The organism is Ignavibacteriales bacterium (assembly GCA_016709765.1).
In the GTDB taxonomy this organism is placed as follows: Bacteria; Bacteroidota; Ignavibacteria; order Ignavibacteriales; family Ignavibacteriaceae; genus IGN3.
The window spans coordinates 478,241-495,878 of sequence record JADJMD010000013.1; the positions used below are offsets into that span (position 1 = coordinate 478,241).

The window sequence follows — 17,638 nt, forward strand, 5'->3', positions numbered from 1 at the left end:
AATGAAATATGATTTAATTACCATTCTAGGATGCACGGCAACCGGTAAAACAAAACTTGCTGTTGAACTTGCTACAAATTTTAATGGGGAAATAATTTCTGCAGATTCACGTCAAGTTTATCGAGGAATGAACATTGGAACAGGGAAAGATTTAACTGAATACAATATTAATGACAAAACAATCCCCCACCATTTGATTGATGTTATCGATCCAGAGAATGAATTTAATCTGTATACATTTCAACAACTTTTTTATAAATCATTTCACGCAATTAAAAATAATCATCACCTTCCCTTTCTTGTTGGCGGTACGGGCCTGTATTTAAGTTCAGTGCTGCAAAATTATAATCTCAATAAAGCAGATTTTGAAAATGAGTTTAATAAGTTTTCATCATTTTCTGATGATGAGCTTAGAGAATTACTTCTTAAATTAAATCTTGAGATGCACAACACAACCGATTTAACTGATAGAGATCGAATCATAAAGGCAATTGCAGTTAGTAAATCGCACCAGAATAAAATTGAACAGCTAAAAATAAATTCATTAACAATCGGTGTAAATCTTCCCCGTGATGAAATTAAAAAGAGAATTACCGCAAGACTTAAAAGGCGACTTGATGAAGAAGGAATGATTGATGAAGTAAAATTATTAATGGATTCCGGTGTAAGTTATGATAAGATGATTTTCTTAGGATTAGAGTACAAGTTTATTGCACAATATCTTAAAGGCGAGTTAAATAAAAATGATATGTTCCAAAAATTAAATTCCGCAATACACGCCTTTGCAAAAAGACAACTGACCTGGTTTAGAAAAATGGAAAAAGAGGGAGTGGCAATTAATTGGATTGATGGCCCTGATTTTAACAAAGCAAAAGAATTGATTGAAATGGAGTTTTCATAATTTTTAATTTACCAGAACTTAAGTTCATATAGAGTATTCTCAAGAATTGTCATTGCGAGGAGTCTTCGAGAAAGCAATCCTCCAAACATATCAGATTGTTTCATCCCTTCGGGACTCGCAATGACTCCCACAGAATCTATCTCGGTTTAATCATATTCTCGGGTTTCAATAAATCATCCAACTCAGTTTTGGATAGAAGTTTTTTCTCAAGTACTAACTCATAAACTCCTCGATTAGTATCAAGTGCTTCTTTAGCTAGTTTTGTGCAGGTTTCATATCCTAATGCAGGATTTAACGCGGTAACAATTCCAATACTTTTCTCAACAAGTACTCTGCAACGATCTTCATTGGCTGTTATTCCATCAATACATTTTTCTTTTAAAGTCATCATTCCATTTTTTAACATTTCAATCGATTCAAACAAACTTTGTACAATTACTGGTTCAAAAACATTTAGTTCAAGCTGACCACCTTCAGCCGCCATTGTTACTACTAGATCATTCCCAATAACCTTAAAAGCAATTTGATTTACAACTTCGGGAATAACAGGATTTACTTTTCCTGGCATTATAGATGAACCAGGCTGCATTGGAGGAAGATTAATTTCATTTATACCGGTTCGAGGTCCCGAGGAAAGCAATCGCAAATCATTACATATTTTTGAGAGTTTAACCGCTAATCTTTTAACCGCAGATGAGTACATTATAAATGCGCCCGTGTCTTGTGTGGCTTCAACAAGATTACCTGCCAGCATAATACTTAAGCCCGTAACATCGCCTAAATGATTTATAACTGTTTCAGAATAATCAGGATGTGAATTAATTCCAGTACCAATTGCAGTTGCACCCATGTTTACTTCTAAAAATAATTTTACATTTTGCTCAAGCCGCTGAACTTCTTCATTCAACATTACAGCATAAGCTTCAAACTCCTGTCCAAGTGTCATAGGAACTGCATCCTGCAACTGTGTCCTTCCCATCTTAATTATATGAGAAAATTCTTTTGCTTTGTTTCTAAATGACTGAACTAATTCCTGAAGTACTTCTGTTAATTTTTTATTTGAATTGATAAGTGCAATTTTAACAGAAGTTGGATAAGCATCGTTAGTGGATTGAGATAAATTTACATGATTATTTGGATGACAATATTGATAATCACCTTTTTCTAATCCTAAAATTTCAAGAGCACGATTCGCAATCACTTCATTAGCGTTCATATTTGTGGATGTTCCCGCGCCGCCCTGAATCATATCTACAACAAAATGTGAATGTAGTTTTCCATTAATTATTTCATCGCAAGCTTCCACAATTGCACCGGTAATTGGTTTTGATAAAAGTCCAAGTTCATTATTAGCCAAAGCAGCAGCTTTTTTAACCATTGCAAGAGCTTCAATCAAAACCGGATAAAAATTTAGTGTAACTCCGCTTATGTTAAAATTTTCTAATGCGCGCAAAGTTTGTACACCGTAATAATATTCGTGAGGCACTTCTCTATCACCAAGTAAATCGTGTTCGCTTCTGGTTCTGCCAGACTGATATTGCGCAGCAACATTTATAACACGAGTATTTGCAGCACTCATTCTTCGTGAAATAACTCTTCCAATACTTGAAAGAATTGCAAGAGCCGTTTCATTTTGCTCTTTCATTAGTTCTTTAAAACTATCGCGGGTAAGTATTAAAACTCTTGAATCAATCTTTGCTCGTGCAGATGTTGAGTGCGGCGAATCATCCATTATTGCGCCTTCACCAAGAAAATCGTATTTGCTAAAGACTGATAATCTCTGTTCTCCGCCATATGGAGTTCGCTTGAATAATTCCACTTTACCATCATAAATCAAAAAAAGATTTTTTCGGATATTATTTTCACTGAAGAGGAAACTGTTTGCTGAATAATTTTCAATTATTACTTTGTTACACACAGCATCAAGTTGCGAATCATTTAATTCTTTGAATAACTGAATGTGTTTTAAGAATTCTTTTATTTCTGGTTTTTGCATTTACATACCTTATTTGATAAAAATTTACTTTTCAAATTTACTTCTATTTTTATCAGCGAAGAAAATTACATTGCGAATCTGACATTTAATTCTTGAATTATCTCCATTTAACTCAATTTGAAATCCCTTATCAATTGTCTAAATTTGGCTTCAATTTTCAACAATTATAATATAAAAAATGCGTTATCCTTTTACGGAAATAGAATCCAAGTGGCAAAAGTTTTGGGAAGATAATAAAACTTACAAAACTGATTTATCAAAAACGGACAAGAAACTTTACACGCTTGTAATGTTTATTTATCCTTCAGGTGCAAAGCTTCATATCGGTCATTGGTTTAACTACGGACCGACTGATAGCTGGGCACGTTTTAAAAAACTCCAGGGCTACAGTGTCTTTGAACCAATCGGCTATGACGCTTTTGGTTTACCTGCCGAAAATTATGCTATTAAAACCGGAATTCATCCGCTGGATAGTACTCTTAAAAATATTGAGGACATCCGTGTACAGCTTAAGAGTATGGGTTGTATGTATGATTGGGATGCGGAATTGATGACATGTGCGCCTGAGTATTACAAATGGAATCAATGGATATTTCTTGAAATGTATAAGCGGGGAATAGCGTATAGAAAATTTGCCCCTGTAAACTGGTGCCCTAAAGACCAGACGGTTCTTGCTAATGAATATGTTGTTGATGGTAAATGTGATAGATGCGGTACACAAGTCGTTCAGAAAAATCTTTTGCAATGGTTTTTAAAGGTTACTGATTATGCTGAAGAACTTCTTGATGGGCTCAACAAATTAGATTGGCTGGATGAATCTATTTTAGTTCAGAAAAACTGGATTGGTAGAAGTGAAGGTGCAGAAGTTACATTTAAAGTAGTTTCTGAAGTCATTTCGAAGGAGTCTTCGACTGAGAAATCTTCTACTAATATTAGTAATCAGATTTCTCCCTCCGGTCGAAATGAAAACACTGAAGAATTGGAAATAAAAGTTTTCACAACGCGTCCTGATACCTTATTCGGAGTTACTTATGTTGTACTTGCACCGGAACATCCTCTTGTTGATAAAATAACCAAACCAGAATTTAAAGCTGGTGTTGATGATTACCGTGAATCGACAAAAAAACTAACCGAGATTGAACGAACATCAACTGTAAAGGAAAAAACCGGAGTTCCGACAGGAGCTTATGCAATAAATCCTGTTAATGGTGAAAAAATTCCTGTCTGGATTGCTGATTATGCTCTTATCACTTATGGGACCGGCTGTGTTATGGCTGTTCCTGCACACGATGAAAGAGATTTTGAATTTGCCACTAAATTTAGTCTTCCAATCCGAAAAGTAATTTTGCAAGATGGAACAAATGAAAACGATGAAGTAAAATCTGCTTTTACTGAAGTTGGCACGATGGTAAATTCCGCACAATTTAATGGTATTCGTTCTGATGAAGGAATAACAAAAGTTATCAAGCATCTTGAAGAAAATAATTTTGGTAAGGGAAAAATCAATTATCGTATACGAGATTGGTCTATTTCCCGTCAACGGTATTGGGGAACCCCGATTCCGATTATTCATTGTCCAGATTGCGGCGAAGTTCCTGTTGATATTAATGAATTACCGGTTATTCTTCCTTATAATGTTGATTTTACACTTGGCAGTGGATCTCCTCTTTCTAGGAATGCAGAGTTTATAAATGTAAAATGTCCAAAGTGCGGATCTGATGCAAAACGCGACGCCGATACAATGGATACATTTGTAGATTCTTCATGGTATTATCTTCGTTATCTGGATCCCAAAATTTCTTCATCTGCGTTTAATATAGAACTAGCAAAAAATTGGACTCCAGTTGATATGTATGTTGGGGGAAAAGAACATTTAAGAGGTCATTTGATTTATGCAAGATTCTTTCACAAGTTTTTACGGGATATTGGTTTAGTTAGCAGCGATGAACCATTTTCAAAACTTGTACATCAAGGTGTTATAACAAAAGACGGCAAGAAGATGTCTAAGAATCTCGGTAATGTCGTTAATCCCAATGAGTTTACTTCCAAATATGGAACTGATGTTCTGAGAATGTATCTTATGTTTATGGGTCCTTACGATCAAGGCGGTGATTGGAGTGATAAGGGAATTTCCGGCGTGGAGCGTTTTGTGATCCGTAGTTATGAATTATTTAATCAGTATAATGATATTATCAAACATGCCTCTGCAAAAGACAAGTATGATATTACTTCTTTATCTGATGATGAGAAAAAAGTTTACCGCAAATTAAATCAGACTTTAAAAAAGTTTAGTGAAGAAATTGAGCATTTCAGATTTAATACTGCGATCGCTTCACTAATGGAGTTGATAAACGAGCTTAAAGTTTTAGAAAGTTGCAGTAAAGAAATTCAGAGTTATGTTTTGCAAAGATTTGCTTCGATGTTGGCTCCAGTTGCACCGCATCTTGGTGAGGAATGCTGGCAGATAATTGGTAATGAAAAATCAATCTTCCAGAATCCTGTTGTGTTTGAGATTGACAATGAAGCTTTGATTGAAGATACTGTAAATATTGCTGTTCAGGTTAATGGGAAATTACGCGCAACTATTCCAGTTCCTATGAACAGTGAACAGGATACAGTAAAGCGGTTTGTTTTTGCTGATGAAAAAGTAAATAAGTTTACTGAGGGCAAAACAATCGTTAAAGAAATATTTGTAAAAAATAAAATTTATAACATAGTAGTAAAGTAATTAGGGACTTAAATGTTAGATATAAAACTTATTCGTGAAAATCCTGAAAAAGTAAAACAAGGGATCGCAAACAAGAATGAGAAGAACAGGATTGATGAGCTTCTTGAACTTGACAAACAACGTAGAGATATTATAGCGCATGCTGATGAATTAAAAGCAAAACGAAATTCTGTTTCACAGCAAGTGGGACAAATGAAAAAATCCAGACAGGATGCAACCGAAATTATTGCAGAGATGAAACGCGTTGGTGATGAAATTACTGAATACGATACGAAACTTAGAACTATTGAAGATGAAATGGATATAATATTAAGATTAATTCCAAATCTTCCGCATTCATCAGTTCCGGTTGGAAAATCTGCTGAAGAAAATGTTGAAGTTAGACGATGGTTGCCAGACGGATTTAAATTTGAAAATGAATTTAAACCAATGGATCACGTTGAACTTGGTAAAAAACTTAACATACTTGATTTTGAACGTGGTGCAAAAATCAGCGGCTCAGGTTTTCCTTTATACAAAGGTAAAGGCGCAACACTAGAACGTTCACTTATCAACTTTATGCTAGATTATCATTTACAGAATCATAACTACTCAGAAATTTTCCCACCATTTCTTGTAAATAAAGAATCGTTACGCGGTACAGGCCAGCTTCCTAAGATGGAAGAAGATATGTACACAATAGAAAAAGATGGTTTGTATGCGATTCCCACAGCAGAAGTACCTATTACAAATATCCATCGTGATGAAATTCTTAATGAAAAAGAATTACCTATAAAATATGTTGGTTATTCGGCTTGTTTTAGAAGAGAAGCCGGATCATATGGAAAAGACTCAAAAGGATTTTTACGAGTTCATCAGTTCAATAAAGTTGAGATGGTAAAGTTTGTAAAACCTGAAACGTCTTACGATGAACTTGAATTACTTGTTAAAGATGCTGAAGATATTTTACAGGCATTAAATATTCCATACAGAATTTTAATGTTATGTTCCGGTGATTTAAGTTTTTCTGCAGCAAAGTGTTATGATATTGAAACATGGTCACCAGCAGAAAATAAATGGCTGGAAGCCTCATCCTGTAGTAATTTTGAAGATTTCCAGGGTCGCAGAGCAAATATTCGTTTTAGAAATGAGCAAACTAAAAAACCGGAATTCATTCATACACTAAATGGCAGCGGCTTAGCAACAAGCAGATTGATGGTTTCTTTGCTAGAAACTTATCAAACTCCTGAAGGAAAAATTGTTGTTCCAAAAGCTCTGCATAAATACACGGGATTTAACATTATTGATTAAGTTATGTGGTCATTTCGAATCCGACTTTAGTCGGTGAGAAATCTAAATAAAAAGTACTTTCAGATTTCTCCCTTTGGTCGAAATGACAATTAAAGTAATTATTATTTGAGACTTAAATCACCCCGAAATAGCTTCGGGGTTTTTATATTCGCGATGCCATTGAGCAATAAAAAATCTATCTTGCACTAATTCAAATTCTTATACTATTTCTATCTGAATGAAGAACCTTTTAACGCTTAAAAAATATTTTATTAAGTATAAAACCAAATTGTTTTGGGGAATGCTATTCATTCTTATCTCAAATTCAATGACGGTTTATCTTCCAATATTGCTCAAGAATTCAATTAACGAAATTCAAAAAAATGCAACTTCACCCATACTTACAAAATATGCGCTTTTAATTGTCGGGACTTCCATCATTGCCGGTATATTCAGATACTTAATCAGACAATCAATTATCGTGGTATCCAGAGAAATTGAATATGATTTGCGAGGAGATTTTTGGCAGCACATTCAAAAACTTCCCTTAAGATATTTCCAGAATAACTCAACTGGCAATATTATGTCTCATGCAACTAATGATATTAATGCTGTGCGTGGATTTGTAGGTCCTGCTGTTATGTATTCAATTGATACCTCAATTAGATTAATAATTGTAGTCGTAATAATGATCTCAATTAATTTTCCTCTGACTGTCTATGCTTTAATTCCACTTCCAATTTTGTCTTATGGCGTTTATAGAGTAGGAAAACTTATACACGAGAAATACACAAAGATTCAGGAAAACTTTTCCCAGCTTACAACACGGGCACAAGAAAATTTTTCAGGAATACGTGTTATTAAATCCTACGTGCGCGAAGCAAATGAAATAAAAAGATGGAATGAACTGAGCCAGGAATTTCTGCGTAAAAATATGAATCTGGTTCGCATCCAATCTCTTATTATGCCAATTCTTACTATCATAACCGGTATATCAATTATAGTTGTAATTTGGCTTGGTGGAACAAAGGTTATCAATGGTGAAATGAATCTTGGTGAGATGGCAGCATTTGTTATGTACCTATCAATTCTAATCTGGCCTGTTATAGCTTTTGGTTGGGTAATGAATATTATTCAGCAAGCAGAAGCTAGTATGAAACGATTGAATAAAATCCTTAATGAGCCTTATGAAATAGAGGATTCATCATCAACTGATTTAACTATTAAGGAATTAAAAGGTGAAATTGAACTTAGAAATATTTCATTCAAATACTCAGATTCATTGCCGGAAGTTCTTAAAGAAATTAACCTTAAAATTCCAGTTGGTTCAACTTTAGCTATAGTTGGTCATACAGGTTCTGGTAAAACAAGTTTGATAAATTTAATTCCAAGATTATATGATGTTACATCAGGTGAAATATTTATTGATGGTAAAGACGTAAAAGATATTCCACTTGATGTATTAAGAACAAATGTTGCAGTAGTTCAACAGGAATCATTTTTGTTTTCTGATTCTGTTTATGGAAACCTATCCTATGGATTACGCGAAACTGATAAACTAAGAGTGGAAGAAGTTTCTCGCATTGCAAATTTTGATAAAGACGTAAAGTCTTTTCCAATGGGATACGAAACAATTGTTGGTGAAAGAGGAATAACATTTTCAGGTGGACAAAAACAAAGAGCCTCACTTGCACGTGCATTGGCTACAAATCCTAAAATATTAATACTTGATGATTCGTTTTCTGCGGTTGATACGCATACAGAAGAAGAAATCTTAAAGAACCTAAAAGAGTTTATGGAAGACAGGACAAGTATTATTATCAGTCACAGAATTTCTACTGTTAAAGATGCTGATAAAATAGTCGTCCTCGAAAATGGAAGAATTGCAGAACAAGGTACCCATGATCAATTAGTTTCATTAAATGGACTTTATGCTGAATTATATTTCAAGCAATTATTAGAAAAAGAACTTGAAGAATTGAATTAATGACTGACAACAAACAAGACGACGAAATATTAGGGAAAGCGTACGATTCTAAGTTGATGAAAAGGCTACTTACTTACATTAAGCCTTATAAAAAGTATGTTATCATTGCAATCTTGCTGAATGTTTTTGTTGCTGCTCTTGGCCCGCTTCGTCCTTATCTTACTAAAGTAGCAATTGATGATTACATTGTTCACTCAAACTATCATGGTTTGATGATAATTGCTGTTTTACTTTTTACTTCACTCATACTTCAAGCTGTTGTGCAATACTTTTTAACTTACTATACACAATATCTAGGACAGAAAACTCTTTATGATATACGCACACAAATATTTGAGCACACACAAAAACTTGCATTAAAATATTTTGATAAAACTCCAATTGGTAGAATTGTTACGAGAACTACAAATGATGTTGAATCATTAAGTGAATTGTTTTCATCGGGCATTGTTATGGTTTTCAGTGATGTTTTTATCATCATCTGGATTTTAGTTTTTATGTTCTCTATGGATATCCCGCTTTCACTTGTTACTCTTTCCGTTTTACCTGTATTGATTTACGGAACCTTTCTTTTCAGAAAAAAAGTAAGGGAAAGTTATCGTGATGTTCGCTTTCATCTTGCAAGATTAAACTCTTATATGCAAGAGCACGTAACTGGGATGAGTGTTGTCCAAATTTTCAGAAAAGAAAAAGATGAGTTAAAGAAATTTTCTAATATCAATGCAGATCATCGCCAAGCAAATATTAAATCCATATTCTATTATGCAATTTTCTTCCCTGGAGTCGAATTGCTCAGCTCGATTGCAGTTGCGCTAATTGTATGGTATGGCGGCGGTGAAGTTGTACAAAAGAATGTTGGCATTGGTGATCTTTTTGCTTTTATACAATTTACAGAAATGTTTTTCCGACCTATTCGTGATCTTTCTGAAAAATATAACATTATGCAAACTTCAATGGCTTCGTCTGAAAGAATTTTTAAACTTCTGGATAACAAAACATTTATAAATAATCCGGATAATCCAATTGAGTTAAAAAATATTAAAGGTGAAATTAACTTTAAAGATGTTTGGTTTGCCTACGATGATGAAAACTATGTTCTAAAAAACATCAACTTTAATATTAATCCTGGCGAAACAGTTGCAATAGTTGGACATACTGGCGCAGGTAAATCTACATTAATTAATATTCTTACTCGATTTTATGATATCAATAAAGGCTCAATTTTAGTAGATGGCATTGACATCCGCAAAGTTGATAAGAGAGAATTGCGCAAATACATTTCCATCGTTTTGCAGGATGTTTTTCTATTTTCCGGTACTGTCGAATCAAATATAAATATGGATAATGAAGATATAGGAATAGAAAAAATAATTCACTCCGCTAAAACCGTTGGTGCCGATAGATTTATTAATAGTCTTACAAATAAATATAATGAAGAAGTTAAGGAACGCGGTGCAACATTAAGTGTTGGACAAAAACAATTAATTTCTTTCGCTCGTGCTTTGGCTTACGATCCCAAGATCTTAATATTGGATGAAGCAACATCAAGCATCGATACAGAAACAGAGCAGCTAATACAAACAGCAATTGAAAAACTACTCGTTGGAAGAACGGCAATCGTAATCGCACATCGTCTATCAACAATTCAGAATGCTGATAAAATAATTGTAATTCATAAAGGCGAAATAAGAGAGATTGGAAATCATCAGGAGTTGTTGGCAAAGCGTGGAATTTATTATAAATTGTACCAGCTACAATATAAAGATCAGGAATTAATAAAATCCAAATAACACTAACCATATGATGGGAGAGATGAAATGGAAAGAGTTAAATTTAATACCCTAGCCCGCCACATCTACGAAGAAGAAAGAAAATATCCAGAGGCAACTGGTGAACTCTCTGATCTTCTTCACGATCTTTCACTCGCCGCAAAAGTAATTTCACTCGATGTTAATAAAGCAGGATTAGTTGATATTCTTGGTTTTACCGGTGATGAAAATGTGCACGGTGAGCGTGTTAAAAAGCTTGATATTTTTGCTAATGATATGATGATTAAAGCTATGGATCACGGTGGACATCTATGCGTTATGGCTTCTGAAGAAGAAGAAGATATTATTCACATTCCACCAGAATTTTATATTGGCAAATACGTTTTACTTTTTGATCCACTTGACGGCTCTTCTAACATAGATGTTAATGTAAGTATCGGAACTATTTTTTCTATTTACAAAAGGGTTTCACCTGAAGGCGGACCAGGAACAATGGAAGATTGTTTGCAGCAAGGCTTAAAACAGGTTGCAGCAGGTTACGTTATTTATGGCTCAAGTACAATATTTGTTTATACCGCCGGCAATGGTGTTCATGGCTTTACACTTGATCCATCGTTTGGAGAATTTATTTTATCTCACCCAAATATTAGAACTCCAAAAAAAGGTAAGATTTATAGCATTAATGAAGGTAACTATCTGTACTGGCATCCGGGACTAAAAAAATATATTAAATGGCTGCAGGATGAAGACATAGCTACTGATAGACCATACTCTTCGCGCTATATTGGTTCGATGGTTGCAGATATTCATCGTAATCTTTTATATGGCGGCATATATATGTACCCGGCTGATTCACGAAATCCGAACGGAAAGTTAAGAATGATGTATGAATGTAATCCAATGGCATTTATTGTTGAGCAGGCTGGCGGAAGAGCTTCAAATGGTAAACAAAGAATGTTGGAAGTGCAACCAAAATCCTTACATCAACGCACGCCAATATTTATTGGTAGCGAAGAAGATGTTTTGTTGGTAGAAAAGTTTATGCGCGAGTATGATGTTGTTGAAGTGAAGTAATTAGTTTACATCTCTTAAAGCTCCTCTTTTAAAATAGGGGCTTTAACAATTTTAAATTGCAGCTTTCCTAAATTAATTCTTTTTACTATTCAGATTTTTCAAACTGTTTTCTGCTGTTGAATGTGAATTACCATAATCTCGCATCTCTAATAAATCTTCATATAATTTAATCGCTTTGTCTTTTTGATTTAGAACTTCAGCCATTTGGGCAAGATATAAAACAGCATTTACTTGAAAACCGGATTCCTCACCTTCTTCATCAATCTTTTTGGATTCAGTAATACACTTATAAAAAAAAGTTTTTGCTGAATCTAATTGTCCGCTGTTTTTATAATTATATGCAACATAATATGCTGCTTCTCTAACTGTATTTGTGGCACTGTAACCAAAATATTTTTTATCAGATTTATTTAGAACATCTTTAAAAACTGAGTCCGCCAAAGAATAATCGCCTCTTCTTACTGCAATTCTTCCACGCCATTTTTCAAAAACCGGATTGTCGGGAAAATCATCACTCAACATTTTTGCATAATCATCAGCAACAATTGCATTGTTTTCATAACGATAATAAAGCGTCATTAAGAAATAGCGAGCTTCATACTTTGCAAACTTTCCCTTAAACGCTGTGTTTTTTAACTGTTCAATTCCTTTTTGTTTATCACCATCAGGAAAAAAAATCATTAATGGTTTAATAAGCGGATATTCATTCGGAATTACATCTGCGTAGTAATTATAAATTCCGAAACCTAATTGTACATCCATATTGTTTGGATCTAGTGCTGCAGCTTCCTCCACAATTGGCAATGCTTCTCGTCCATCATCTGCAGCTTTAATCCAGCTTTCACGGAATGCGCGAAGTCTTCCACGAAAACCTATTGATCCGCCTTTAAAGAAAAGTGCATCAACATCTTTTGGGTTTTTGTCTAAAAGTTGATCACATTGGTAAATCACATCTTCCAATTTTTGAAAAAATATTTCATCGTAAGATTCATTATCCGGATCAAGAAGTATTTTCCACCAATCTATCATTGCTATAAAAAATCTTCCGGCAGGATGTTGCGGATAATCCGCGATTACAGAACGAAAAGTTTTTTCAGCTTCGGTAAACTTGATGTTATAGATTTGCTTGATTCCATCGTTAACTCGGGAATCAAAATCAGAATTCTGAGCAAAAATTGAAAAACTGAACAGAAGTATGAATAGAAATGCTTTTTTCATGTTACCTTAAATTTTTACAACGCAATTTTTAAATGATTGATGAGATAAACAAGTGAAAACAAAAAGGCGATTTTTCGAATCGCCTTAATTGAACGAAATTATATTTGAAATTGTAGATTATTTCATTAACAACATCTTACGTGTTTGTGTGTAGCTACCGGTATTTATGGTATAAATATAAATTCCTGAAGGCAAATGGGAAGCATTAAAACTAATTTGATAACTACCAGCTTGCTTTTCCTCATTTACTAATTCAGCTACTTGCTGTCCAATCAAATCAAAGACTTTGATATTAACGTGACCGGCTTCTTTTATGCTAAAACTAATATTAGTTTCAGGATTAAATGGATTCGGATAGTTTGATATTGAATTTTCAAGTTCAATTTCTGCCACAGATGTTGAATCTGAAGTTTTTGGCATCAACACCCCAAACACTGCAAACCAATTATTATCAGAAACTGTACCCTCTGTTGAGTAATAAGGTCTAACATCATAGTACAACAAATCATTTGTATAGCTTCTTGTTAAATTGTATTCGTCATCAACATAACTTGTTGTACCCCTGTTTACAGTGGCAATTAAATAAGGATCACCCATTACTCCATTATGTTTCACCTGTCTCCAAATTTGATACTGTGTTACATTAACATTTGGATGTTCATTCCAATATAAAACGATTGGCTGATTATAAACTGTGCCGGTATGAAGAGCTCTGTTTGTTGTAAGAGGTTTGCCAGTATAATAAGTTGTGTAGGTTTGTGTACTTCCAGGGTTAAATGTTTTCGTTACGGTTGTAGAATTGTCACTCCAATGATGAAAACTATAACCAATTTCATTAATAACTTGCCAAAGAGCAGTTGCAGAAATTGGGTTTAATTCTACAACATCAAATTGAGCGGTTGGAGAGTTATACTGGGTGTTATTAACTTTTATTACCCCTCCATTGCCAATGCCAACAAAACTGTTTTGGAAGTTTGGTTTAACGATTTTTCTTAGGTTAGCAATTAATGCAGCACCGTTATCATCGCTTACAATCGCATAAGTATAGTCTCTGGATTGACTTAAACTATTGCTATATGCCCCGAGTTTTTTCTGTACTCTCCAATCACTATTATTAATTCCACTTCCATTCCAAACTCTACTAATACTTTGATATACTTGGTCTATAGCGCCACCTACAACAGTATTACCAGTAAATCGTTTAACTTCATAAGGACTGTTTCTTTGCACAGCATCAACATTTATTATCCCATAACCAAAATTATTTTTTACATTAAAAGTATGTTTTACATTAAATGCAATAGTTTGTTCTGCTGTTTTTACCGAGCCCTGGATACCATCGCCCTCATATAATTCAAGGCGCCACTGATAAGTACCTGGGGATAAATAAAACCATTGAGGTATTCCGCTTCCTTGGTTTGATTGATATGTTCCTATAGTGGAAGCAAACAATTTTATATAATAGGATATCAGATTTGGATTGGAAGATCTCTGAAAGTTGTATTGAAAATTTAACGCAATTTGGGATTCGGAATACAGACTTAATACGTCAGCCCCATTTATTGGATTTACAAACCAGATAGATTGAGAAAATGCTTTGTATGATGAGACTAAAGCCAAAGCTAGTATTACGAGTAGAGTTGATAATTTTTTCATAAAAACTCCGTTTAATATTTATTTTGTTAGGCAAAACAATTATTATTGTCTTGCAAATAAAAACGGTATGTAAATACCATAGGTGAGTAGCCTAGTGTTTATTTGCAAAACCCGGAAGCAGTGTTGCCGCACTGCTTCCTCTTTTTATCTAGATAATTTGTTATCTCTAACCTCCTAAAAATTATTATTTATTCTTTTAGTTTACCATGAATTATTACACTGCTGTTTGATGAATCGTCAAAAGCAGTAACAAAAATATTATTATCAACATAAGCCCCGGCACCTGTAAAATGCAGATTAGTCTCTAGTAGAATTTTAAAATCCGTCCCGTTATAGTGCCCCACCATATCTTTGCTATAAGATATACCTGCGTCAGCAAAACTAAAAAAATCTTTTTCGGTTTTCCCATAAATTCCATATCCAAAAAAATTGGATGATAAGTCTTTCCATAATGTCAGTTGATTATTTAAATATTTATAAATTTTTCTACCCATAGTTATATAGACTTCTCCGTTCATATCATAAATGGTAGTTGAGGAATTGCCAGCATTTATTTCAGTGAAATCAGTTCCATTGTAAATAATAAGTCTGTTGTTGTTATTTGTTCCAGCAAGATTGTATGCGCTTATAATATAAAGACTCGTGTTCTTTTGTTGACGCATATTTGTAAAACTTAACTTCAAATCAGGTATTTGGACAAAGGCCCACTTAACCCCATTATATTTCATTAAAATTGCTTTATAATTAGAAGTCGCGTAGTTTTCTGCAAATCCAACTGCATAAATATTATTTGACGCTGAACCCCAAATATTTTCTATTACAACCCTATCATATCCTGTAATTGAATGCTTACTTATCTCACTCCAGGTGCTTCCGTTGTAATGCCAGAATGCCCCTTCTGCAGTACCAAGCCATATATCATTGGTTCCAAATCCAAACAGTCCTGTTGGTGACATTCCCCTTGGAATTGAGTCGGTCATCCAGCGATTACCATCGAAACGCCATATTAAATTTCTACTAACATCACCAAAACCAATCGCCCACACACCATTTGAAGAATTTGCCCACATTCGTGTTAGAGTTAAAAAGTCACCATTCTTTAGTTTAAGGGTGTCAAGAGTCCACTGATAATTACTGTTGCCGGGTTTAAGTTCATCTGGTTCGGTTGTGTTGCAACTTAGTTGCATAAAAACGGGTAAACTTAAAAGTATTAGCATCATTGCCTTGGGCAAAAATACTTTAAGTTTTTTGTTTTCAGAAAAGAATCTTAGTAAAGAAACATTAGTTAATTTTAGTTTAAGCATTTGTGTGATCTCCCGCTATGGTTAATTCATTTCAAATTTTATTCCGCAAAAAATACTTCAAAAAAAAAAACAAATATCAAGCCATCGTCAAAATAGGCGGTGAAAAATTATTTAAACAAGTAAAAATTTTTACTTAAGTATTAATTTGTTAAAAAACAAAAAGGCGATTTTAAAATCGCCTTCAATTAAAATTTACAACTTAACATTTATCCGTCGCGGCGGATTAACTTAAAAGTTTATCACTCAGATATCTAGTCAGCTGATCAATTGCAACTCTTTCCTGAACCATTGTATCTCTGTCACGAACAGTAACAGTCTTATCTTCCATTGTTTGCGTATCAACAGTTATACAGTACGGAGTTCCAGCTTCATCCTGTCTTCTATATCTTCTGCCAACAGCGCCTTTATCATCATAAAATACTTTAAAGTTTCTGCGCAGATCTTTTTCTATTTCACGCGAAATTTCCGGCATTCCATCTTTATTAACTAAAGGAAAGATTGCTGCTTTTATTGGCGCAAGTTTTGGATGAAATCTTAACACCGATCTCGTCTCGCCATTAACTTCTTCTTCGTAATAAGCATCAACTAAAAATGCCATAAAACTTCTGCTTGCACCTGCGGATGTTTCAATTATAAATGGAATAAATTTTTCTTTGGATTCATCATCAAAATATTTTAATGATTTACCGGAAAATTCTTCGTGTCTGCTTAAATCAAAATTAGTTCTGTTGTGTATTCCTTCAATCTCTCCCCAGCCAAATGGAAATTCATATTCAATATCGGTAGCCGCTTTGGCGTAATGGGCTAATTTCTTAGGATCATGGTCATGAAATCTCAATTTTTGTTCCGTCATTCCTAAGGATTTATACCAGTTTATTCGCTGTTCTTTCCAATAATAATACCATTTTTCGTCAGCAGATGGGTTTATGAAGAACTGCATTTCCATTTGTTCAAACTCACGAGTACGGAAAAGGAAATTCTTTGTGTTGATTTCATTTCTAAAAGCTTTTCCGATTTGTGCTATTCCAAATGGTAATTTCTGCCGCGCAGAACTTTGTACATTTAAGAAGTTAACAAAAATTCCCTGTGCAGTTTCTGGTCTCAAATACACAACACTGCCGCTATCTTCAACTGGTCCGACAAAAGTTTTAAACATTAGATTAAATTTACGTGCATTAGTAAATGTGTTAGCGTTTCCGCATTGTGGACAATTTAGTTTTGATAAAAGTGTTTTACTAACTTGATCATCTTCTAAAAGCAGATTAAAAGGATCTTCGTCTCCGGGATTTTTAATTGTGTCTTCAATCTTGCTTAAAACAGATGCATCATCTTTAAAATCATTTTTAAGTTCTGCTAAAGCTTTATCTTTTTTCTTTTCGTTGATTGAATCGCCGAGAACATCCAAACGAAAGCGAGCTTTACATTGTTTACAATCAATCATCGGGTCAGTAAAATTTTCAACGTGGCCGGAAGCTTCCCAAACTTTTGGGTGCATAAGTATTGAAGCATCAAGACCTTCAACATTATCGCGGTAAGTCATAAACTTCCACCATTCTTCTTTAATATTTTTAAGAAGTTCAACTCCAAGCGGGCCGTAATCCCAGCAACCGTTTAATCCACCGTAAATTTCGCTGGACTGGAATACAAAACCTCGTCTTTTAGCTAGAGAAACGATATTTGCAACCGCATCAACTTTTTTATTTTTATTATCACTCACATTTCACCTTAAATTTTAT

At 34.1% G+C, this 17,638-nt stretch carries 11 protein-coding genes; 6 read left to right on the forward strand and 5 right to left on the reverse strand.

Translation table 11 applies throughout. The annotated features are described in order from the left end of the window. Window position 1 precedes the first annotated feature (1 nt). The gene (miaA, locus tag IPJ23_11805; GenBank protein ID MBK7631363.1) at window positions 2–901 is read left to right on the forward strand and encodes a tRNA (adenosine(37)-N6)-dimethylallyltransferase MiaA; all 900 of its coding nucleotides are present in this window, start codon (window positions 2–4) and stop codon (window positions 899–901) included. 136 nt (window positions 902–1,037) lie between these two features. On the opposite strand, the gene aspA is transcribed toward miaA, so the two are convergent. After that, a complete protein-coding gene (aspA, locus tag IPJ23_11810; GenBank protein MBK7631364.1) occupies window positions 1,038–2,897 on the reverse strand; it encodes an aspartate ammonia-lyase in 1,860 nt (619 codons plus the stop codon). Window positions 2,898–3,075: 178 nt separating this feature from the next. Here aspA and IPJ23_11815 point away from each other — a divergent pair, with 178 nt between their 5' ends. The 5 genes from IPJ23_11815 to fbp all read left to right on the forward strand — a co-directional run bounded on the left by IPJ23_11815 (window position 3,076) and on the right by fbp (window position 11,724). Beyond that, entirely contained in the window at window positions 3,076–5,625 is a 2,550-nt protein-coding gene (locus tag IPJ23_11815) for a leucine--tRNA ligase (GenBank protein ID MBK7631365.1), read from the forward strand. A gap of 12 nt (window positions 5,626–5,637) precedes the next feature. After that, window positions 5,638–6,915: a serine--tRNA ligase gene (gene serS / locus IPJ23_11820; protein ID MBK7631366.1), complete on the forward strand. Its 1,278-nt coding sequence runs from the start codon at window positions 5,638–5,640 to the stop codon at window positions 6,913–6,915. A gap of 217 nt (window positions 6,916–7,132) precedes the next feature. Beyond that, complete coding sequence (locus IPJ23_11825) at window positions 7,133–8,881, forward strand: ABC transporter ATP-binding protein (GenBank protein ID MBK7631367.1); 1,749 nt, start codon at window positions 7,133–7,135, stop codon at window positions 8,879–8,881. Beyond that, window positions 8,881–10,671, forward strand: coding sequence for an ABC transporter ATP-binding protein (locus tag IPJ23_11830; protein MBK7631368.1), 1,791 nt, complete (start codon window positions 8,881–8,883; stop codon window positions 10,669–10,671). The genes IPJ23_11825 and IPJ23_11830 overlap by 1 nt, the downstream gene beginning before the upstream one ends. Before the next feature lie 27 nt (window positions 10,672–10,698). Next, the gene (gene fbp, locus IPJ23_11835) at window positions 10,699–11,724 is read left to right on the forward strand and encodes a class 1 fructose-bisphosphatase (protein ID MBK7631369.1); all 1,026 of its coding nucleotides are present in this window, start codon (window positions 10,699–10,701) and stop codon (window positions 11,722–11,724) included. A 72-nt stretch (window positions 11,725–11,796) separates the two neighbouring features. On the opposite strand, the gene IPJ23_11840 is transcribed toward fbp, so the two are convergent. The 4 genes from IPJ23_11840 to IPJ23_11855 form a co-directional block, all read right to left on the reverse strand. Further along, a complete protein-coding gene (locus IPJ23_11840; GenBank protein MBK7631370.1) occupies window positions 11,797–12,942 on the reverse strand; it encodes a hypothetical protein in 1,146 nt (381 codons plus the stop codon). 117 nt (window positions 12,943–13,059) lie between these two features. Then, window positions 13,060–14,598, reverse strand: coding sequence for a T9SS type A sorting domain-containing protein (locus IPJ23_11845; GenBank protein MBK7631371.1), 1,539 nt, complete (start codon window positions 14,596–14,598; stop codon window positions 13,060–13,062). A 188-nt stretch (window positions 14,599–14,786) separates the two neighbouring features. Further along, a complete protein-coding gene (locus IPJ23_11850; GenBank protein MBK7631372.1) occupies window positions 14,787–15,902 on the reverse strand; it encodes a hypothetical protein in 1,116 nt (371 codons plus the stop codon). 223 nt (window positions 15,903–16,125) lie between these two features. Then, the gene (locus IPJ23_11855; protein ID MBK7631373.1) at window positions 16,126–17,619 is read right to left on the reverse strand and encodes a glycine--tRNA ligase; all 1,494 of its coding nucleotides are present in this window, start codon (window positions 17,617–17,619) and stop codon (window positions 16,126–16,128) included. Between the last annotated feature and the right edge of the window lie 19 nt (window positions 17,620–17,638).

Coding starts and splice junctions, on each gene's coding strand:
- IPJ23_11815 (MBK7631365.1), top strand. CDS start 3,076: ATGCGTTATCCTTTTACGGAAATAGAATCCAAGTGGCAAAAGTTTTGG.
- aspA (MBK7631364.1), bottom strand. CDS start 2,897: ATGCAAAAACCAGAAATAAAAGAATTCTTAAAACACATTCAGTTATTC.
- serS (MBK7631366.1), top strand. CDS start 5,638: ATGTTAGATATAAAACTTATTCGTGAAAATCCTGAAAAAGTAAAACAA.
- IPJ23_11845 (MBK7631371.1), bottom strand. CDS start 14,598: ATGAAAAAATTATCAACTCTACTCGTAATACTAGCTTTGGCTTTAGTC.
- IPJ23_11825 (MBK7631367.1), top strand. CDS start 7,133: ATGAAGAACCTTTTAACGCTTAAAAAATATTTTATTAAGTATAAAACC.
- fbp (MBK7631369.1), top strand. CDS start 10,699: ATGGAAAGAGTTAAATTTAATACCCTAGCCCGCCACATCTACGAAGAA.
- IPJ23_11850 (MBK7631372.1), bottom strand. CDS start 15,902: ATGCTTAAACTAAAATTAACTAATGTTTCTTTACTAAGATTCTTTTCT.
- IPJ23_11840 (MBK7631370.1), bottom strand. CDS start 12,942: ATGAAAAAAGCATTTCTATTCATACTTCTGTTCAGTTTTTCAATTTTT.
- IPJ23_11830 (MBK7631368.1), top strand. CDS start 8,881: ATGACTGACAACAAACAAGACGACGAAATATTAGGGAAAGCGTACGAT.
- miaA (MBK7631363.1), top strand. CDS start 2: ATGAAATATGATTTAATTACCATTCTAGGATGCACGGCAACCGGTAAA.